Consider the following 21,429-nt stretch of genomic DNA (forward strand, 5'->3'; position numbering starts at 1 on the left):
AATCATTCAAACACAACCCGTAGTTTTCAACTACAGGAAACGTACCGTTTTCCAAACAACGACAAAACCCTTCAAATTTATCCATAAAAAAAGGTCTGTGAAAATCACAGACCTTTAATATCTTAAGTGGTATTTTATCCCTTCGGCCGAATTATCTTAAACTAAAACTAGTTTTAGAAACTAACTCATCATTATCAAAAACATTGATAAAGTAAGTTCCTTTAGCAAAATCTTTTCCTGGAAGATCTTCACTAACTTGTACAGTTTTGTTTTCGTATTTAACTGTAGTTTTAAAGCTGTAAGTTAATGTATTATCTCCAAAACTTTCTGTTTTCTTTTCGCCTAAAACATTGTTTTTAGCATCAATAACTTGAACATAATACGTTTTGTCTCCAGATTTTGCAATTTGATTTTCAGCAATTGTAAAACTAACTTTCAAAACATCAGCACGGCTCGCTTTATCAGTTTCGATTTGTTTACCAGAGCTTTTCAATTTGTAAGCTGAAGTTTTAGTATTTAAAACAGATAATTTAGAACCTTTTTCTACAGTTTTAGCTAACTCTTCATTTTGACCAACTAAAACTTCGTTATACTTTTTAGATTCTCCTAAAACTACAATAGTACTATCTCTTTGAGTCGTTAAAACACCATTTTGTTTTTTCAACTCATCGTTTTCAGCAACTAAAGTTTTCATTTTGCTCTGCATTGCCTGAACTTGAGATCTGTATTTAGAAACATCTCCTTTAGACTTGTTCAAATCATCCATTAAAGCCACCACTTTGTCTCTTTCTTGGATTAATTCGTCAGACATAGAAGTGTTTTCAGCAATTGCAGCATCATAAGTCGCTTTTAACTCCTGTAAATCTTTCATTACAGATTCTTTCTCAGTCAAGGTTGTTGTAAGTTCAGTTTTAACTACCTCTGTATCAGAAGATAATTTAAAAATATACACTAAGCTACCGATCAGTAGGACTGCTAAAACTGCGATTACCGCCTTTAGACTTGAATTGTTGTTCTTTGGGTTTTCCATATTTAAATAATTTTCTTTAATAACAAATTTAAGAATTAATATAAGGTAATAACGTAAGTTTCTACAATTATATTATTTTTGGAAAATAAATTTTTTTCATGGAAAAATTAATCCCATTCACTATAAATGATTTAGCTAAAATCACAAATCACAGAAGTGGTGAAATAAAGTTCGGAGAAAAAATGATTGTCATTCCGCCAGGAATTGATAAGATTAATTTTATTAAAGAAAGTGAAGCTAAATATGTGCTTTTAGGAATTCCCGAAGATATTGGTGTGCGCGCCAATTACGGAAGGCCTGGAGCCGCTTCTGCATGGCAATCTGCTATAAAAAGTATTGCAAATATTCAGCACAATCGTTTTTGCAAAGGGAGCAATATTATTGTTTTAGGACAAATTAATGTTTCTCAAGAAATGCGCGATGTTGAGAATCTTGATTTTAATGACATTGATGATCGTTCAAAACTAAGTCAGCTGGTTGAAAAAATAGACAAAGAAGTCTCTCATATCATTTTTACCATAATCAAAGCTGGAAAAACTCCAATTATTATTGGTGGAGGTCATAATAATGCCTACGGAAACATTAAAGGTGCCGCTCTTGCAAAAGGAAAACCAATAAATGCAATCAATTTTGATGCGCATTCTGATTTTAGAATTTTAGAAGGCCGCCATAGCGGAAACGGATTTTCATATGCCTACGAAGAAGGTTTCTTAAAGAAATATTTCATTTTTGGCCTTCACGAAAATTATACTTCAAAAAGTGTTTTAGATATTATAAAAAAATTGGAAGACCGCGTTCGATATAATACTTACGACAGTGTCAACATTAGGAAAGAAAAAGATTTTAATCGCGAAATGATTACAGCTTTGGATTTTATAAAAAGTGATGCTTTCGGAATTGAAATTGATCTTGATGCAATTCCAAACATTGCCAGCAGCGCCATGACTATCAGCGGCTTCTCTGTTGAAGAACTAAGACAGTTTGTTTCTTTCTTTGGCGAACATAAGCATGCTGCATATCTACATATCTGCGAAGGAGCACCAGATTTAGACAATTCTCCAAACAATAATTTAATCGGCAAATTGATTGGTTATTTAGTTACCGATTTTATCAAAGCAAACATCGAACCGGCTTGATTTTAAATATCCTATTGGGTTATGCTATAAGGCCTATTTGCCAAATAAAAGCAAATTCAAACAAACGATTGAACGAATAAACATATCTTTGCACAGCATTTTAGTAATTAAAACTGAAATACTAAATACCAAAGATATGTTATTCGAAGATCTATCACTTTCAAAAAGTATACAAAAAGCCGTATTTGAAGAAGGCTATTTAAATCCGACTCCAATTCAGGAAAAATCAATCCCGATTGTTTTAGAAGGCCGTGATTTAATTGGCTGTGCACAGACAGGAACAGGAAAAACGGCAGCATTTGCTATTCCAATCATACATCAATTACACCGAATTGTCGGTTCATCAAAAAAAGCAAAACTGATTCGTGCGCTTGTGGTTACGCCTACTCGCGAACTCGCAGTGCAAATCGGACAAAGCTTTGACACTTATGCAAAATATACCAACTTAACGCAGCTGACTATTTTTGGAGGAGTTTCTCAAAATCCGCAAGTAGATGCTTTAAAAAATGGAGTTGATATTTTAGTTGCCACTCCAGGACGTTTACTTGACCTTCATAAACAAGGTTTTCTTGATTTAAATCATTTGCACACTTTAGTGCTAGATGAAGCCGATCAAATGTTGGATATGGGTTTTATAAACGATGTCAAAAAAATCGTAAAACTGACTCCTAAAAACAGACAAACTTTACTTTTCTCTGCAACAATGCCAATTGCAATTCGCGAGCTTGCAGAAATGTTTCTTCAAGATCCAGAAAAAGTGGAAGTTTCTCCAGTTTCTTCTACAGCAGAAAATGTCGAGCAACGCATTTATTTTGTTGATAAAACAGAAAAAAGAAACTTGCTTTACAATTTAATTAAAGAAGAAAATTTATCAAACGTGCTTGTTTTCTCAAGAACAAAACACGGCGCTGACAATGTGGTAAAAGCGCTTCGCAAAAAAGATATTCCTGCTGAAGCCATTCACGGAGATAAATCGCAAAACGCAAGACAAAGAGTTCTAGATGCTTTCAAAAACAAAGAAGTTGGAGTTTTGGTTGCTACAGATATTGCAGCACGAGGAATTGACATCGAGCAATTGCCTTATGTAATTAATTTTGACTTACCGAATATTCCAGAAACTTACGTTCACCGAATTGGCCGTACAGGTCGTGCAGGAAATGGAGGAATTGCAATCTCTTTCTGCGGAAAAGATGAACTTCCGTATTGGAAAGACATTCAAAAATTAATAAAAGTTGATGTAAAAACGATTACTGATCATCCGTATCAATGGCATTCCGGAAGTCCAGAAGCTGGAGAAAAACCTAAAAGTTCGAACAGAAGTGGCGGAGCTCACAAATCGAGAAAATCAACAAACGCTAAGAAAAACAAAAAACGCTGGTACTAAACAGCGTTTTTTTCTTTTATAAGGAAATTGATTATTTTAAATAATTTAACCGGTTCAAAAGGTTTAATAATAATATCATTCATTCCAGATGAAATCGCCTCATCTGTAATTTCATCTTTATCAAAAGCCGTCAAAGCGACAATTGGAGTTTCTATACCTTGAAGACGTATTCGTTTGGTGGTTTCAAATCCGTTCATTAAAGGCATGTTAATATCCATTAAAATTAGATCGAAGGTGTCATTTTCTAAGGCCTTAAGAGCTGCAAAACCATCGTCAACTACTTTGCAGGAATAATTGTTTTTTTCGATAATCTTTTTGGTAACAAGCTGATTAATCAAATTGTCTTCAACGACTAGAATTTTATAAACCTCGCTTGAAGTCAAATCTACTTCAATTTCATCAATAATACTTTTCGTTTTAGCTAGATCATGCTCAAAAGCAATGGTAAATGAAAATGAAGTTCCTTTTCCTAAATCGCTGTCTAAAGTAATAGTGCTTCCAAAAAGCCCTAAAAGCCTTTTTACAATACTAAGCCCTAATCCTGTGCCTTGATAATCTTCGTCTTTACGGCCAACTTGAACAAACTTTTCAAAAATCTTATTTTGATCTACAACTGCAATTCCTATTCCGTTGTCTTTTATCAAAAAATCTAAATAATGGAGCTTTCCTTCCACTTTATTTAGTTTTATTATAATTTCAACTTGTCCATCTTTGGTAAATTTCAAGGCATTGCTGACTAAATTCATTAAAATCTGAGCCAAACGCAATTTATCTCCAATCAAATATTCTGGAATACGAGAATCAATATCGATAGAAATGCTGTTATTATTCTTCTGTGAAAGAAAAGAAAGCGAGTTCTTAATTACTGTAATTTCATCAGAAATATTAAAAGTCAGATTCTCCAATACAATTTTGTTCTCTTCTATTTTGTTGATCTGCAAAATATCGTTTACGAGAGACAATAAATACCTCGCAGAAAATTTTAATGAACTTAAATGTTGGCTTCTCGAAATTTCTTTATGCTCTTCGAGCAACATATTGGTGATTCCGACAACTCCATAAAGCGGAGTGCGTAATTCATGGCTTATAGTCGATATAAATTGTGTTTTAAGCAAAGAGGCTTCTTCTGCAATTTCTTTCGCTTTAAGAAGCTCTAAATTATGTTTTTTCTTATATCTGATATTCTTTATCAGTGTGACAATTAAAATTAAAAGAATAAGCGAAATCAAAATAAAAAGAATTACAATGATTTTTGACTTTCTTAAACTTTGAGATTGCTCTACTTTTTCTCCCTCAACTTTATCAATCTGCCTTCTATATTCGTCCAACTCCAGACTTAGACCAGCTTGAGAAGCCTTTTTTAGTTTTTTAACATCGTATAAATTATCGGAAAGATTATAATGATTAACAAGCGATTCGTAAGCTTCTTTGTGTTTATTGATTTTATTTAAGAAATGAGCATATTCTAAATAAGCATGTGCCAAATCTGTTTTTTCTTGACATTTTTTTCCTGATTCAATAGCACTCAAAAAATAGGCATTTGCAGCCTTATTATCATTTTTATAGCTAGCATAAATACCGTTCAGCATATCAACTATAACTTCTGTTGATCCGTCATTATATTTTAATTTCGTGCTATTAACATATTTTAAAAAAAGATAACCTTGATTGAAGTTTCCAATATCAAAATAAGCCCAAGCAATATTGACATTGGTAAAATAAACCTCTTTCAAATCATTAATTTTCAAAGCATAAGCAACTGCTTTTTTATAATTACGGATTCCTTCATCAAACTGTTTCTTTTCGAAGCAATACATATTCCCTAAATTATTATAGAGAAGACATTTTATAGAATCGTTATCGGTTTTATTGGCATAATACAGCCCTTTTTTGTAGAAGAAAATCGCTTTATCAAACTCTGCTAATTCATTATAGTTGGCCGCAATAATATTATAGGAACGGGCCGTAAGGCAGTAATCTTTTAGTTCTGTTGCTGCATTTAAGGCTGCTCTAGAATAGATAAGTGATTTTTCGAAATTAGATTCTCTAAAATTTAAAAGTGCTTTCTTTACAGTCTTATCAATTTTAGGATCTAGATTGCAATTAGATTGCGCGATTGCCGAATTGGCGAAGCAATTCAGAATCAAGAATAAAAGTAAAAAAATCCGTTTTTGGGGCATCAATCGGCTAGTTTGATCAAATATACACTTTAAAATAAAAAAAAGCTGTATTTCATAAAAAAATACAGCTTTTCAAAATATTATTTCAAGAACTACGATAAAAAAATTAAAATCTTAGCTTTTTTATTATTCTTTATTGTTTTCCCATTGTCCAACAACTGAAGTTGCCAATGCATTTCCTAATACATTTGTTGCACTTCTAAACATGTCGCAGAAGTGGTCAATTGGAAGAATCAATGCAATTCCTTCAATAGGAATATCAAACATACCGCAAGTCGCCGCAACGACAACCAAACTAGCACGTGGTACACCTGCAATACCTTTACTTGTCAGCATTAAAACTAAAAGCATCGCCATTTGTGTTCCTAGATCTAAATGCACATTATAGAACTGAGCAATGAAAATACTCGCGAAAGTCATGTACATCATACTTCCGTCAAGGTTAAATGAATATCCAAGCGGCAACATGAAAGAAACGATTTTATCTTTTACCCCAAAACCTTCTAATTCTTCAGTTAATTTAGGAAATACAGCTTCACTACTTGTAGTTCCAAAAGCGATTGCCAAGGGTCCTGTAATTCGTCTTAGCAATTCTGTCATTCTTCCTTTTAGGAAAATATATCCAATCAAAATTAAAATTGCCCAAAGCGTACCGATACCAATTAAAAACGAGCCGAAAAACTTGAAGTACGTAATAACCAATTCTTCTGCGTCTCGTATAGCAAATACACCCGCAATCGCTCCAAAAACCCCAATTGGAGCAAACTTCATTACATAGTTTACCATTTTCAAAACAATGTGCGATAGTTTATCAAAAGCACTAATAATTGGTTTTACTGTTGGTCCTAGAGAAGCAGCCGCTAATCCGAAGAAAATAGAGAAAACCACAATTTGCAGAATCTCATTAGTTGCCATTGCTTCAACAATACTTTTTGGCACGATATGCTCAACAAAATTATCAAAAGACAGATTTTGCGTTTTACCTGTAACCTCAGAAGCCGCGGCCATATCAACGTGTTCTAGTTTTAAACCAACACCTGGCTGCAAAATATTTACGTAAAACAATCCAATTAAAAGAGAAATAAATGAAGCTGTAAAAAACCATCCAATAGCTTTCCCTCCAATTCTTCCTACGGTTTTAATATCACCTAATTTCGCAATTCCAACCACCAAAGTCGTAAAAACCAATGGAGAAATAATCATTTGCACCAAACGAATAAAGATGGTTGCCAGCATTTTTATTTTACTGCTAAATGCCTGCGTCGCTTCGGGTGAAATGGTGTTGTGCAATATAATTCCTAAAATAGCTCCAAGAACCATCGCAATTATAATTTGCCCTGTTAATCCCGAAAGAAATGATTGTTTTTTAGTTTCTGTAACTTCTTGCATTAATTTATTTTTTAATTATTAAAATAATAAGACCCTCACTGTCTTACCTTTTATTAATATGTTTTGTTGATCAAATAAAAATCAGCCAAAACAATTGCCGCCATCGCTTCTACGATTGGCACTGCGCGAGGCACTACACACGGATCATGACGTCCTTTTCCTGTCATTGGTGTAATGTTACCTTTATTATCTAAAGAATCTTGAGTCTGCATAATAGTTGCAACTGGCTTAAAAGCAACCCTGAAATAAATATCCATTCCGTTGCTGATACCACCTTGAATTCCGCCTGATAAATTTGTTTTTGTAGTTCCGTCAGGATTGTATAAATCGTTATGTTCGCTTCCTTTCATTTCAGATCCAGAAAAACCACTTCCGTATTCAAAACCTTTTACTGCATTAATAGAAAGCATTGCTTTTCCTAATTCTGCATGAAGTTTATCAAATACTGGTTCCCCTAAACCAACTGGAACATTTTGAATTACACAACTCACAACACCTCCAACAGTGTCTCCCTGTTTACGGATGTCACGAATATATTCTTCCATAATCGCTGCAGATTTTTCATCTGGACAACGTACCGGATTGCTTTCAATTTTAGAAAAATCTAATTCTTGATATGGTGTTTCTAAATGAATTGGCCCAACAGAAGAAACATAGGCGTGAATTTTAATTTCTGGAAGCATTTGCTTAGCAATTGCTCCTGCTACTACCCTACTTGCTGTTTCTCTTGCAGAACTTCTTCCACCGCCACGGTAATCGCGAAAACCATATTTCTGATCGTAAACATAATCAGCATGGCTTGGTCGGTAGTTATCTTTTATATGAGAGTAATCGTCTGATTTTTGATTGGTGTTCGGAATAATGAAACCGATTGGTGTTCCTGTCGTTTTTCCTTCAAATATTCCTGATAAGAACTGAACACTGTCTGGTTCTTTTCTTTGTGTAACAATTGCTGACTGACCTGGTTTTCTACGAGCCATATCTACTTCAATTGCTTCAAAATCTAATTGTATTCCGGGAGGGCATCCATCAATAATACCGCCTAAAGCTTCACCGTGAGATTCTCCAAATGTAGTTACTTTATATAGTGTGCCGAAGCTATTTCCTGCCATTGTGTTTTGTTTTGAGCAAATGTAAGTTTTATGAATTAAATTAAAAAATTTAAAACTGGTATTATTAACGAAACATTAAATGGGATAAAAATCACAATTTGGTAAAATTACCCTCTTTTTGGTAACCTTTTAATAAAATTAAATTTCACAAATTTTCTTTCATTTGTAAAACTTCAAATCAAGAAAAATTGAAAAAAAGAAATGTCGAATTGGTCATTCTTTCTGATGTCCATTTAGGAACTTACGGAAGTCATGCTAAAGAACTAAACAACTATCTTTCAAGCATTAAACCCAAAACTTTAGTTTTAAACGGCGATATAATTGATGCTTGGCAATTTCGTAAATCGTATTTCCCAAAAGCACATTTACGAGTTATTCAACGCATTATCGGAATGGCTTCTAAAGGAACAAAGGTTTACTATATTACTGGAAATCACGACGAGATACTTCGAAAATTCAGCGATATGAACATGGGGAATTTTGCTCTAGTGGATAAATTAGTTTTAGAACTAGACGACAAAAAAGCTTGGATTTTTCACGGAGACGTTTTTGACGCCTCTGTTCAGCACTCAAAATGGATTGCAAAACTAGGCGGATTAGGATACGATTATCTAATTTTAATGAATCGATTTGCCAATTGGTGTCTAGCTAAACTAGGACGCGAACCTTATTCTTTTTCTAAAAAAATAAAAGCGAGCGTTAAAAAAGCAGTTAAATTTATTTCTGATTTTGAAACCACAGCAACCGATCTAGCCATAGAAAAAAATTACGACTATGTAATCTGCGGACATATTCATGAACCAAAAATAGTGACCAAAGAAAACAAACATGGCTCTACTTTATACCTAAATTCTGGTGATTGGGTAGAAAACTTAACAGCTCTAGAATACCATAAAAAACGTTGGAAACTGTTCTCTTACAAGGCTACAAATTTTGCAGAAGAGGAAAATCTTTTAGAAATGGAAGATCTTATCACTTCTCAGCTCATTTCGTCGATAATCTTAAAATAATCCTTACAAAAACCGTTTTTTAAGAATTTTAACGTGCCAAATTCCTAAAAATGAAAATTATGTAACAATTTTCAAAAATATTATACGTTCTGAAATTGACTGTAATAATACATTTGAAAAAAATTAATTAACCATTTTTATGAAAAAGATACTTTTATCTGCCCTTATGCTTCTTGGTTTAGCATTTACGGCTCAATCACAAGAAATTTCGAAACACGCTTTAGGATTACGTCTGGGAGACAACAACGGATTTGGAGGTGAAATATCATACCAATTAGGATTAAATCAAAAAAACAGACTTGAGTTCGATTTAGGATGGAGAAACAGCAGTGATGTAGACGCCATAAAAGGAGTTGCCCTTTACCAATGGGTTTGGAACATCGACGGAGGTTTTAACTGGTATGCTGGTGTCGGAGGAGGACTAGCTGCTTGGGATCACGATTACTACAACAACAATTACAGATACAGCGATAGCGGAACTTATGTTTTTGCAGCTGGAGATATCGGTATAGAATATAGATTTAAAGAAGTGCCACTTACTTTATCATTAGACGCAAGACCAGAAATTGGTTCAGGTTATTATGATGATGACAATTTTGGATTTGACGTTGGTTTAGGCGTTAAATTTAGATTCTAAATAAAAATAAAAAATAATTGTAAGAAGAAACCTGTCGCTTAAAAGCGACAGGTTTTTTTTATTTTTTTATTTGATTGTCCTTCTGAGCGATCCCGAGGCTTCTTTAGAAGTTTTCTTCCAATTATTTAATAATAATTTCTTTTTTAGAATGAATTTTTACAACTGTATAAGGATATGAAATCACCTGCATTGTCATGGCGTCTTTTGCAGGACTATTTTCTTTTACAGTGATAATGATATTTTTATCTGTTTCTTCTACCTTCTCAACATCAATAGAATAACCGCTTGTGTTTTTTTCACCCATATTTAGAATCACATAATTATAATCTTGAATATCAGGATCCTTCATCTTATGTGCTAAAAGCGGATCGTTTTCGAGCATTTTAATTTCATTTGGTTCCGTCAAAATTTCAAAAAACTTAATATTTCCACCACCGTCCGATTGTGTTGTTAAAACTTCGTACAATGATGCTTTTGAATTTTCGACCTTCTTCACTCCGCACGAAATCAAAACAAAAACCGCTAAAACAGAAATTACTTTTTTCATCTTATTCTTTTAAATTAGTGCTTCTCCAATTTGTAATCGTCAACCGCCTTCTGGTATAAAGCTTCATATTTAGGCAATATGTTTTTAATATCAAATTTTCTTGCCACTTCTAGTGCATTTGCCTTAAACTGATTTAAAATCGCATCATCTTTCAAAATCTTCAATGCATTTTGTGCCATTTCCTCAACATTTCCAACATTGCTTAAATAGCCAGAAAAACCATCAAAATTTACTTCAGGCAAACCACCAGAATTACTTGAAATTACAGGAACACCGCAAGCCATTGCCTCCAATGCAGCCAAACCAAAACTTTCTGTTTCCGAAGGCAGTAAAAACAAATCGGTCATACATAAGATTTTATCAATCTCGTGACTATTTCCAAAGAAAATCACTTTATCTAAAATCCCTAATTCCTGACACAACAATTCAGCTTTTTCTTTTTCAGGTCCATCACCAACCATCATTAATTTTGCTGGAATTTCTTTCTGAACGTTATAGAAAATCTTAATAATATCTGGAATGCGCTTTACTTTTCTAAAGTTACTAATATGAGTAATAATGCGCTCATTTTCATTAGCCATTACATAACGGTGACAAGGCGCATTTGGATCTTTTTTGACTTTGTCCAATTCAATAAAATTCGGAATTACCTTTATTTTATTTTTGATTTTGAACAATTTTAAAGTATCATCTTTCAAACTCTGCGAAACAGAAGTCACATAATCTGACTTATTAATGCTAAAAGTCACCGCAGGCTTATAAAACGGATGATTTCCGACAAGCGTAATATCAGTTCCGTGAAGTGTCGTAATCATCGGAAGATTAATTCCTTCGTTTTTAAGCATTTGTTTTGCCATATAACCTGCATAAGCATGCGGAATGGCATAATGCACATGCAAGAGTTCTATCTTGTACAATTTCACCATATCAACCAATTTACTTGACAACGCTAATTCGTATGGCTGATAATGAAACAAAGGATATTCCGGAACATTTACTTCGTGATAATGAACATTCGGATTCAAAAGTGCCAATCTTACCGGCTGGCTATATGTAATAAAGTGTATTTCGTGTCCTCTTCTGGCTAATTCGAGACCTAACTCTGTGGCTACTACACCACTACCTCCAAAAGTAGGATAACAAACAATTGCTATTTTCATGGATTAAATTTAATTCTACGAAAATACTCAAAAATAGCGTTTAATTAACCGTTTAAATTGTTAGATTTTTGACAAAATTAGATTAACTCTGGTTGATAAATATTTTTAGAAGCAGCATAATATCATTCAAAACAACTAGCAGTCCCGCTGTCCGCTATATCTTTTTCTGCCTAAAGGAGCCAGAAAAAGGATACCGCTCCCATCGGGGCTAGATTAGACGTTTTTGTTTTCATAAGAACCCATCTTGCCAACTTTGTCAAAGTTCTTTACAAAACGAAACCGACAAGTCTTTAAAACCTGTTAGGCATAATTTGAAATCCTTTTAAACAAAAAAGGCACAAAATCTAAATTTCATGCCTTTTAAATATATTTTTAAATACTCTTAGAAAAATCTGCTGTGCCAGCTATCGGCTGCAGGAACTTCCCAAGATTCGTTAAATTCTTCGATATTGTTTACCAAATTATTGAAAACAATTGTATTCTCAGAAACCGACTTATCTTTTACCATTTTCTTGAAATCAATTAATGGTTTATGCGCGATATGCTCTCCTAGTTTAAAAGTAACGTTCATTTTGTCCAATAAATCAACATTGTATTTTTTCTCCAAACTTTGGATAAATTCAACAGAACTATCAATAGAGCAACCTGTAGCAGCCTGTACATCTTGATTTACTGCCAATATAATAAATCGGTTATATTTTAGTAAAAAAGAAGCTTCAAGACTTGTACCATGCGCGGCCCATTGTTCTACAAAAGCTTTTAAATCTGTTTCGATTTCAGAAAACTCTTCCTCAGAAAATTTTCTGTTCGACTGGTAAATCCAAACTCTAGATTCACCTGGTAAATTTTCAAAAGGTATATACATTTTTAATTTTAGATTTTAAATTGTTGATTGTTGATTTGTTTCAAGTTTCAAGTTAAGCTAGAAAACTTAGAAGCTTAACATCTTAGAAACTTAGAATCTTCTTTACAAATCCTGCGCATTAGCAATTAACTCTGCAACGTCCATTACTTTTACTTCGCCCTCTTTATGTGCATGCTTAATTCCGTCTGTTAACATCGTATTACAGAACGGACAACCAGCAGCAATAATATCAGGCTGTACTTCTAACGCATCTTCTGTACGAAGAACGTTTACTTCTTTATTTCCAGGCTCGGCATCTTTAAACATTTGTGCTCCACCTGCTCCACAGCATAAACCGTTTGCTTTAGAACGCTTCATTTCGACTAATTCAACGTCTAATTTCTGAATTAAATCTCTCGGCGCTTCGTAAACTTTATTGGCTCTACCTAAATAGCAAGGATCGTGGAATGTGATTTTTTTTCCTTTAAATTGACCACCTTCAACAGTTAATCTTCCATCATCAATTAATGATTTTAAAAACTCTGTATGATGAATAACTTCATAGTTTCCTCCTAATTCTGGATATTCATTTTTCAAAGTATTAAAACAGTGCGGACAAGCTGTAACGATTTTTTTAGCTTCATAAGCATTCAAAACCTCGATATTCATCATCGCCTGCATTTGAAACAAAAATTCATTTCCAGCTCTTTTCGCAGGATCACCAGTACAACTCTCTTCAGTACCTAAAACTGCAAAAGAAACATTGGTACGATTTAAAATTCGCACAAATGCTTTAGTAATTTTTTTTGCTCTATCATCAAAACTTCCTGCGCAACCTACCCAAAACAAAACCTCTGGCTGTTTTCCTTCGGCAAGCATTTCTGCCATTGTTGGTACTACTAAATTTTCTGACATTTCTCTCACTTTTGTTTAATCGGTTGATCGTGAAACTGTTCAATCGCTAAAAGCAAAATGACAATTTTATAAAAACCGAAATATTATTTTAAAATCGATTAAACGGCTAAACAACTAACCGATTAAACAATAAATCTTAATTCTCGTTTTTCCAATTTAAACGGTCTTGCTGGCTGTACTGCCAAGGCGCACCGTTATTTTCAATATTAGTCATCATTGCGTTTAATGACATTGGAGCAGCACTTTGTTCCATCACCAAATAACGACGCATATCCATAATAATAGACAATGGGCTAATATTTACAGGACATTCCTCAACACAAGCATTACAAGAAGTACAAGCCCATAATTCTTCTGGAGTAATATAATCGTTTAAAAGGGTTTTATTATCTGGAACAAACACACCTTTATTAGCATCAATATTTTTACCTACTTCTGTCAAACGATCTCTTGTATCCATCATGATTTTACGCGGAGACAATTTTTTACCTGTTTGATTTGCAGGGCAAGAAGAAGTACAACGCCCGCATTCTGTACACGTATAAGCATTTAACAATTGAACCCAGTTTAAATCCTGAACGTCGCTTGCACCAAATTTAGCTGGATGCGCATTCTCATCAGCCGGAGCTGCCGCAAACGGATCAGCATTTGGATCCATCATTAATTTTACCTCTTTTGTAACAGAAGCTAAATTATCAAATTGACCTTCTGGTTTTAAGTTTGCAAAATACGTATTCGGGAAAGCCAAAAGAATATGCAAGTGTTTTGAAAAATATAAATAGTTCATGAAAACTAAAATACCAACAATATGTAACCACCAGAAAACTTCAAATAATAATCCAACTGCTTCATTAGACGTACCATTGAAAATTGGCGCTATAAATTGGCTTATTGGATAACTTCCTGCTTTATGAAAATGAGAATATCCTCCAGGAACATTCTGCAAATGCAAGTCTGAAGCATTCATCAATAAAAACAGAATCATTAAAACTGTTTCAAAATACAGAATGTAATTGGCATCACTTTTTGGAAATCCATTCAAATCAGAATTAATAAAACGCTTCAAACGAATTACATTTCTTCTAATCCAGAAGGTAACTACAGCAATAATTACAAGTATTGCCAATATTTCAAATGAAGCAATTAAAACATCATAAACTACGCCTAAATAAGGCGCAAAAACTCTATGTGTTCCAAAAAGTCCATCAATAATAATTTCTAATAATTCGATATTAATTATTATAAAACCTACATAAACAAAAATATGAAGGATTCCTGCAACAGGGCGTCTCACCATTTTTGACTGCCCAAGAGCAATCAATGCCATGTTTTTCCAACGAGCTTTAGGATTATCTTTTCGATCTACATCGACTCCCAAATTAATATTTCGGATGATTTTTTTTACGCTCGCTGCAAAAAAACCGAAACCTACTATAAGAAGTACTGCGAATAAAATATTATCTAAATAACTCATTTATAATTATTTTTTATCAGTTGAGTTTGTTTCTTCTGTTGGTGCTACGTATGGTTTATTTTTCTTTCCAAAAAGAGAAACGTTTACGTAACGAGTTGGATAAAGACGAAGATCCTGCAATAACAATTCAAGCTCTTTTGAAGTTTTAGTCAGGTTATTATACAAAGCCTCATCGTTAAGTATTTTTCCTGCTGTACCTTTTCCAGAATTCAAATTATTCATTAAAACATCAACTTTAGCTAAAGTTTGGTTCAAATTGCGAACTGTTTTACCTAAATCTGCTTTATTTAATGAATCTGAAATCTTATTGAAGTTACCAGACATTTTATTGAAGTTTGTAACCATTCCATTAATCTGTCCTTTATTAGTATCCAAGATATTATTAAGACTTCCAGATGCTTTATGAAATTGTTGCATTGTCTGACTTAATTCAGCAATTGTCTTCTTTAGATTTTCTTGAGTATTCTTATCTAAAGTATTATTCAATCCTGTAACCAAATTATCGATATTCAAAAGCATTTTATCAAGCTTTTGCTGAATTGGTTCAATTTTTCCTCCTAAGGATTCTGTTAATCCTAATTCGACAGTAGAAGTTAACTTCTGCCCGTCTTCAGCTAATTCTTTGTCAGCAAAATTCGGAATGATTTTAATTTGTTTCCCAGCAATTAAACTTGGAGAATAAATTGCCGCTATGCTGGTTTTAGTAATTGGAAAGTCTGTTTTAAGCTGAAGTTCAACCAGTAATTTACCTGTTACTTCATCAATTGTAATTTTACTTACTTTACCAATTGCAAGTCCATTTAGTGTTACTGGAGCTGATGGTGATAAATCCTCAACATTATCATATTCAGCATATAATACGGTATAATTAGTAAAAAGATCTCTACCTTTTAAAAAACTATATCCCCAGATAAATAATAAAATAGATACGATGACTAAAATAGCCGTTTTAATTTCTCTTGTTAGTTTCAAAATTCTAAGTGTTTGTACAAAATTAATATAAATATTCGAACTTGCGCTTATTATTTAATCGCGTCCTGAATACTGATTTTTTCCCCATCTTTAGTTGCTACTAAAAATGCTGCGCCATACCCTTTACCTTTAGCTTCTTGCAGATATTTTTGAGCTGTTTCGTAACTTGGAGTTTCTTCGTAGAAATATTTATAAATATTATTTTCGTACACCATTGTTACATTTTTCAATCCTTTAAAATTTTTAGGTTCTAAAGGTGTTTTTTTAATACTTGCAATAAGCTGTACTTTAAAAAATGTTCCTTTTGGAGCATTCTTCGCAACTGCAACTGGAGTAGTTGTTTTTGGTTTTGCAGGAGTAGTATCTCTTACGGGCCGACTCTCAGTAGCTTCCGCTCCTGTCCCAAAATATTCACGTTTATAACTTAAAATAGCTTCTGCAATTGCTCTTGCAATATCATCTTGACCTTCTTCAGAATTTAGGATATTTCCTTCTGTTGGATTCGACACAAATCCTGTTTCAACCAAAACTCTTGGCATATAAGCCTTATGAAGTACCATAAAAGGAGCCTGCTTCACTCCTCCATGACGAAGTTTTTTTCCTAATTTCTCAAAATTTTCTTCAATTTTAGTCGCAAGCGTAATACTATTGTCTAAATATTCTTCCTGCATCAAAGTCATACCAATCATCGACTCTGGCGAGTTAGGGTCGAAACCTTCATATTTACGTTTGTAGTCTTTCTCTAATGTAATTACAGAGTTCTCTTTTTTCGCCGCTTCAAGGTTTGATGCTACTTTACTTAAACCCATTACATAAGTTTCAGTTCCGTCGGCTGCTGTATTTTTATTTGCATTACAGTGAATAGAAACAAAAATGTTTGAATTTGCTCGGTTAGCAATATTTGCTCTTTCAACTAAATCGATAAAAACATCTGTTTTACGAGTGTAAATTACATTAACATTAGGATTAAGTTCTAAAATCTTTCCGACTTTCAAAACAATAGCTAAAGCAATATTCTTTTCAATTCGTCCGCTATAAACCGCTCCAAAGTCATGATCTCCGTGGCCAGCGTCAAGTGTCACCTTAAACACATTTGACTGACTGTGAGCACAAAAGGACGATATTATTAGAAATAAAGTAAATATTACCTTAAATTTGTTAATTCTATTCATAAATCTAAAAGTTAATTTTAATAAAATGCAGCTGTTATAATTTTTAGAATTGATTATTTTTGCCAAAAAATTATATGTAAGTTTGACATGTCAAAAAACAAGCCATAATTTTACAAAAATAGCATTTAAACCTTTGCACACAAACTTATTTAATATCGTTTTAATATCATTTTTCCTAACTATAGGTTGTGGTAATTTATACTCGCAAGAAATAAAAAACAAAAAAAAGCCTTTACCTGCTGTAAAACAAACAGATAAAGAAAATCCTGCAATTACAGATACTATAAAATTAGATACTGTTAAGCCCAAAAAGACTTTTTTGGATGGAAAAGTAAGATACAAAGCAAAAGACTATGCTAAAATTGATCAGAAAAAAAAGCTGATCACCTTATATAATGAAGCGGAATTATACTATAAAGATGTCGAATTAAAATCTGGTATAATTGTTCTTAATTATGAAAAAGACGAAGTTTATGCTGGAAGAATTAAAGATTCAGCAGGAGTATTAACTCAATATCCTAACTTCAAACAGGGATCAAGTGAAGTACAACCAGATTCTATTCGCTTTAATTTTAAAACAAAAAAGGCTTTAATTTATAATTCAAGAACAAAACAAGGCGAATTAAACATTAAGGCTTCTGTTACTAAAAAAGAAAACGACTCTGTATACTTTTTAAAAGGTGCACGTATTACGACTGCTCAAGATATTGATCATCCTGAATACTATTTTCAAACGAGTAGAATTAAGTTTGTACCAGGCAAAAAGATTGTTGCAGGTTTAACACAAATGGTAATTGCCGATGTTCCTACCCCACTGGCATTACCTTATGGTTTTTTTCCTTTAAGTAAGGAAAAAAGCGTATCGGGTATTATAATCCCAAGTTATAACGATTCTAATACACGCGGATTTTCATTGCAAAATGGAGGTTATTACTTTGCTTTGAGCGATAATTACGATTTAACTGTACTCGGTGATTATTATACCAACGGAAGTTACGCCATGCGTTTTGAATCTGCATATGCCACGAGATATAAGTATCGAGGAAATGTGAACATTCGTTTTGAAAATTTAATTAGCAGCGAACGCGGTTATCCTGATTATTCAAAACAAAGCATTTATAATATTCAGTGGTCGCATTCTAAAGACACAAAATCAAATCCTAATTCTACTTTCTCTGCTTCTGTCAACATGGGTAGTAGTAAGTACTTCAAACAGTCTATCAACCAAGCCAATATTGGATCGAACTTAAATAACACATTAAGCTCTTCTATTTCGTACAATAAAACATTTAATACGATCCCAGGTTCTCGTATTGCGCTATCTGCAACCCATAGCCAAAACACACAAACAGAAGACATTATTATGACGCTTCCTTCTTTACAAGGAAGTATTGATCGTATATATCCTTTTGTTGGCAAGAATGGCGTTAAAAAAGGATTAATCAAAAATATCAACTTACAGTACAATGTAAGCGGTAAAAACTACTTTAAAACAAAAGATTCACTTTTTTTCAAACCACAAATGTTTGATGATGCTCAATTGGGATTACAACAGACGATTCCGTTAAGCACGAACTTTAAAATCTTCAAATATTTTAGTGCAGGAGCCTCTACAACTTATCAGGAAACATGGGTAAATAAAACGATTCAAAAAGTTTACGACCCTACTGAAGGACAAACAGTCAATAAAACCGTAAATGGCTTTGATTCATTTAGAACATACAATTTCAGCACCAATTTAGGTACGACGATTTATGGAACTTTTAATTTTGGAGACGATAAAAGAATCCAATCTATTCGACACGTAATGCGTCCGAGCGTAACGTATGCCTATACTCCAAGTTTTGAAAAATACTACGACACATATGCCGTCGATGCCTCTGGTAGAATTACTTCTGAGTACACGCGATTTGAAAGCGGAATATACGGATCGCCAGGAAAAGACAATTCAAACATTGTTGGTTTTGCCTTGAGCAATACTTTTGAAGCTAAAGTAAGAGATCGAGACAGCACAAAAACAGAACCTAAAAAAATAATGTTGCTAAACAACTTAAACTTTAGCACAAGCTACAATTTTAATGCTGACGGAAAATCAACTTTTGGATGGCAGCCTGTATTAGTTAGTGGTGGAACACAGTTTTTTGACAATAAAATGAATATGAATTTTGGTGCAACATTAGATCCTTATGCGATTGATAATGGTGGTAACAAAATTGACAAATTCAATATCGACAATGGCGGAAGTTTATTCAGAATGACAAGCGCAAACGTAACTGTAAACTATTCATTCTCGAATAAAGGAAGCGGAAAAGAAAAAGAACAAAACACACAGAGTAGGCGAAACGGAGGTCGAAGCGATGACTTATTTGGTACCAATACAGACTTAAACGACAGTCGTAACAGTCAGTTTGCCAATGAACCTGAAAAAGATGATGTAATTACAGAATTCTTCAATTCGAAAGTTCCATGGGATATGACACTTGCTTATTCTTTAACCTATTCAAACATAAAACGAGAAAGCACTATTTCTGGAAACTCTCTTATGATTTCTATCAATACCGACCTTACCCCTAAATGGAAAGCTGGGGTTTCTACAGGATACGATTTTGTACAAAAAGGAGTTACCTTTACGCAATTCCGTTTTGAAAGAGATTTATTAAGCTGGAGAATGGCCTTTAACTGGCAGCCTTTAGGCACAAATTCTAACTGGAACTTCTTCATCGGAATTAAATCTGGTATGCTTAGCGATATCAAATGGAACAAACGAAGCGTTTCAAATAGATAAAATACTTTCGAATCAAAAATAATTTTATTATGAAAAAGATCATTTTCACCGAGAAAGCTCCGGCTCCAATCGGGCCGTATAATCAAGCCGTATTATCTGGAAACACACTTTATGCTTCTGGACAAATTGCAATCAATCCTGAGTCAGGAGAATTGATTACAGACAACATTAATGATGAGACCAATCAGGTTATGAAAAACATTGCCGCGATTCTTGAAGCAGCAGACATGACATTTGAAAATGTTGTCAAGTCAACTATTTTCATCATGGACATGAATAACTTTGGAGCAATAAATACCGTTTACGGTTCTTATTTTAACGAAAAAACCGCTCCAGCTCGTGAAACGGTTCAAGTGGCTTGTTTGCCAAAAAATGTTAATGTAGAAATTTCTATAATCGCTGTGCAATAGCATCTAATAATAATTGTGCCGTTGCTTCATTTGTTGCCAGCGGCACATTATGAACATCGCAAACACGAATTAGCATATTAATATCAGCTTCATGCGGATGACTTGACAAAGGGTCTTTAAAAAAGAAAAACATCTGCGTAATTCCTTCTGCAACTCTTCCTGCAATTTGCGCATCGCCTCCAAGAGGTCCAGACAGCATTCTTTGAGTTTTAAACCCTGCCGCTTCTGCTTTTCCTCCAGTAGTACCAGTTCCAATAAGCCTTATCTTTTCATTATGCAAAACAGCTTCATTTTTGATTAAGAAGTCAATTAAATCAGCTTTTTTTCCATCATGAGCAATAATGGCAATTTCCATAAAACCAGAACTATTGATTAGCGACATGGTAAGCAATTAATCCATCAATAGGTCTTCTCAAAACATTCCCTAATTGAAGTTCATATTTATTAAACGTCTCTTGTAATTCATCTTTCAAATAAAATGCAATAGATCCAACAAAATGTACTGGAACTTCTTTACAGTTATCGAATTGTTTAATATAATTCTTAACAAAAGATTTCATCCCTTTAAAGATAATTTTTCTACAGAATTCTGTGTCTTTATGCTTAATCAAGAACTTTGCGTATGTTGCTAAATAAGCATTTGGGTTTGGTTCTTTATATAATTTATTTTTAATAAAATCTGGATCAACGTCGTACTCTTTTTCAAGTTCAACAGCCAATTCTTTAGGCATTTTATTAAAATAGTATTTTCTAATTAATTCTTTTCCAAAAACGTTACCGCTGCAATCATCCATTACGATATAACCTAATGATTGAACTTTTTGGTGCAATACTTTTCCATCAAAATAACTGCAGTTAGAACCAGTTCCCAAGATGCTAACTATTGCCTCTTCTCCTTTTGGAGTTGTTGCATAAACAGCAGCATAAGTATCTTCTTGAACGTCTACTATAGCGTTAGAAAAATATTCTTGAAAGATTCTTTTCAGCCACTCTTTCATTCTGTCTGTACCACATCCGGCACCGTAAAAGAATAAATGTGTAGCATTTTTTTTATTTTGTAAGATATCAAAACGGTCATTTAATCTTTCGACAATTTCTGGCTCGTCTAGAATTTCAGGATTTAATCCTAAAGTTTGTGTTGTGAATAATACTTTTCCATTATCATCTATCGCAATCCAATCGGCTTTAGTAGATCCACTGTCAACTATTAATTTCATTTGTTTAGTTTTTGGAATTAGGTTCTCTATTTTTAATTTAAAAGTGTATTTTTTA

19 protein-coding genes and 1 pseudogene are annotated in these 21,429 nt (G+C 33.4%); 7 read left to right on the forward strand and 13 right to left on the reverse strand.

Features of this window, described 5'->3' with window-relative positions; translation table 11 throughout:
• Window positions 1-12 precede the first annotated feature (12 nt).
• Window positions 13-87, forward strand: a pseudogene (locus tag M0M44_RS23970) (hypothetical protein); the annotation flags it as partial.
• Between the two features lie 64 nt (window positions 88-151).
• On the opposite strand, the gene M0M44_RS21175 reads toward M0M44_RS23970, so the two are convergent.
• Window positions 152-1,030: a hypothetical protein gene (locus tag M0M44_RS21175; protein ID WP_202004001.1), complete on the reverse strand. Its 879-nt coding sequence runs from the start codon at window positions 1,028-1,030 to the stop codon at window positions 152-154.
• Window positions 1,031-1,128: 98 nt separating this feature from the next.
• On the opposite strand from M0M44_RS21175, the gene M0M44_RS21180 reads away from it, so the two are divergent.
• Together M0M44_RS21180 and M0M44_RS21185 are read left to right on the forward strand one after the other, a co-directional pair.
• The gene (locus tag M0M44_RS21180; RefSeq protein WP_248727508.1) at window positions 1,129-2,166 is read left to right on the forward strand and encodes a formimidoylglutamase; all 1,038 of its coding nucleotides are present in this window, start codon (window positions 1,129-1,131) and stop codon (window positions 2,164-2,166) included.
• 136 nt (window positions 2,167-2,302) lie between these two features.
• Entirely contained in the window at window positions 2,303-3,550 is a 1,248-nt protein-coding gene (locus M0M44_RS21185; protein WP_248727509.1) for a DEAD/DEAH box helicase, read from the forward strand.
• Here the strand turns inward: M0M44_RS21185 and M0M44_RS21190 are convergent.
• From M0M44_RS21190 to aroC, 3 genes are all read right to left on the reverse strand, one after another.
• Window positions 3,547-5,730 carry a response regulator gene (locus tag M0M44_RS21190; RefSeq protein WP_248727510.1) on the reverse strand — a complete coding sequence of 728 codons (2,184 nt, stop codon included), beginning with the start codon at window positions 5,728-5,730 and terminating at the stop codon, window positions 3,547-3,549. The two genes, M0M44_RS21185 and M0M44_RS21190, sit on opposite strands and share 4 nt — an antisense overlap.
• A 126-nt stretch (window positions 5,731-5,856) precedes the next feature.
• On the reverse strand, window positions 5,857-7,119 hold the full coding sequence (locus tag M0M44_RS21195; protein WP_248727511.1) for a dicarboxylate/amino acid:cation symporter: 1,263 nt from the start codon (window positions 7,117-7,119) through the stop codon (window positions 5,857-5,859).
• A gap of 53 nt (window positions 7,120-7,172) precedes the next feature.
• A complete protein-coding gene (aroC, locus tag M0M44_RS21200; protein WP_248727512.1) occupies window positions 7,173-8,231 on the reverse strand; it encodes a chorismate synthase in 1,059 nt (352 codons plus the stop codon).
• A 188-nt stretch (window positions 8,232-8,419) separates the two neighbouring features.
• On the opposite strand from aroC, the gene M0M44_RS21205 reads away from it, so the two are divergent.
• A complete protein-coding gene (locus M0M44_RS21205) occupies window positions 8,420-9,241 on the forward strand; it encodes a UDP-2,3-diacylglucosamine diphosphatase (RefSeq protein WP_248727513.1) in 822 nt (273 codons plus the stop codon).
• Between the two features lie 139 nt (window positions 9,242-9,380).
• Window positions 9,381-9,878 (forward strand): hypothetical protein, encoded by a 498-nt coding sequence (locus M0M44_RS21210; protein ID WP_095930509.1) that lies wholly within the window; start codon window positions 9,381-9,383, stop codon window positions 9,876-9,878.
• A gap of 121 nt (window positions 9,879-9,999) precedes the next feature.
• Here the strand turns inward: M0M44_RS21210 and M0M44_RS21215 are convergent, their stop codons facing one another.
• The 7 genes from M0M44_RS21215 to M0M44_RS21245 all read right to left on the reverse strand — a co-directional run bounded on the left by M0M44_RS21215 (window position 10,000) and on the right by M0M44_RS21245 (window position 16,962).
• Window positions 10,000-10,425 (reverse strand): protease complex subunit PrcB family protein, encoded by a 426-nt coding sequence (locus M0M44_RS21215; RefSeq protein WP_248727514.1) that lies wholly within the window; start codon window positions 10,423-10,425, stop codon window positions 10,000-10,002.
• Between the two features lie 14 nt (window positions 10,426-10,439).
• Entirely contained in the window at window positions 10,440-11,585 is a 1,146-nt protein-coding gene (gene bshA, locus M0M44_RS21220; protein WP_248727515.1) for an N-acetyl-alpha-D-glucosaminyl L-malate synthase BshA, read from the reverse strand.
• A 382-nt stretch (window positions 11,586-11,967) separates the two neighbouring features.
• The gene (locus M0M44_RS21225) at window positions 11,968-12,450 is read right to left on the reverse strand and encodes a hypothetical protein (RefSeq protein WP_057116491.1); all 483 of its coding nucleotides are present in this window, start codon (window positions 12,448-12,450) and stop codon (window positions 11,968-11,970) included.
• A gap of 102 nt (window positions 12,451-12,552) precedes the next feature.
• Window positions 12,553-13,344: a (Fe-S)-binding protein gene (locus M0M44_RS21230; protein ID WP_248727516.1), complete on the reverse strand. Its 792-nt coding sequence runs from the start codon at window positions 13,342-13,344 to the stop codon at window positions 12,553-12,555.
• Window positions 13,345-13,480: 136 nt separating this feature from the next.
• On the reverse strand, window positions 13,481-14,818 hold the full coding sequence (locus M0M44_RS21235; protein WP_248727517.1) for a 4Fe-4S dicluster domain-containing protein: 1,338 nt from the start codon (window positions 14,816-14,818) through the stop codon (window positions 13,481-13,483).
• A gap of 6 nt (window positions 14,819-14,824) precedes the next feature.
• On the reverse strand, window positions 14,825-15,790 hold the full coding sequence (locus M0M44_RS21240) for an MlaD family protein (protein WP_248727518.1): 966 nt from the start codon (window positions 15,788-15,790) through the stop codon (window positions 14,825-14,827).
• A 50-nt stretch (window positions 15,791-15,840) separates the two neighbouring features.
• The gene (locus M0M44_RS21245) at window positions 15,841-16,962 is read right to left on the reverse strand and encodes an N-acetylmuramoyl-L-alanine amidase family protein (RefSeq protein WP_248727519.1); all 1,122 of its coding nucleotides are present in this window, start codon (window positions 16,960-16,962) and stop codon (window positions 15,841-15,843) included.
• Between the two features lie 82 nt (window positions 16,963-17,044).
• Between M0M44_RS21245 and M0M44_RS21250 the strand changes: the two genes are divergently transcribed.
• Both M0M44_RS21250 and M0M44_RS21255 read left to right on the forward strand, forming a co-directional pair.
• On the forward strand, window positions 17,045-19,747 hold the full coding sequence (locus M0M44_RS21250; protein WP_248727520.1) for a putative LPS assembly protein LptD: 2,703 nt from the start codon (window positions 17,045-17,047) through the stop codon (window positions 19,745-19,747).
• A gap of 29 nt (window positions 19,748-19,776) precedes the next feature.
• On the forward strand, window positions 19,777-20,157 hold the full coding sequence (locus M0M44_RS21255) for a RidA family protein (protein WP_248727521.1): 381 nt from the start codon (window positions 19,777-19,779) through the stop codon (window positions 20,155-20,157).
• Here M0M44_RS21255 and M0M44_RS21260 read toward each other — a convergent pair.
• Window positions 20,138-20,512, reverse strand: a complete 375-nt coding sequence (locus M0M44_RS21260; protein ID WP_248730023.1) for a methylglyoxal synthase — start codon at window positions 20,510-20,512, stop codon at window positions 20,138-20,140. The two genes, M0M44_RS21255 and M0M44_RS21260, sit on opposite strands and share 20 nt — an antisense overlap.
• 10 nt (window positions 20,513-20,522) lie before the next feature.
• Entirely contained in the window at window positions 20,523-21,374 is an 852-nt protein-coding gene (locus M0M44_RS21265; RefSeq protein ID WP_248727522.1) for an N-acetylglucosamine kinase, read from the reverse strand.
• Window positions 21,375-21,429 lie beyond the last annotated feature (55 nt).

The sequence above is a fragment of the Flavobacterium humidisoli genome (assembly GCF_023272795.1).
Taxonomy (GTDB): Bacteria; Bacteroidota; Bacteroidia; order Flavobacteriales; family Flavobacteriaceae; genus Flavobacterium; species Flavobacterium humidisoli.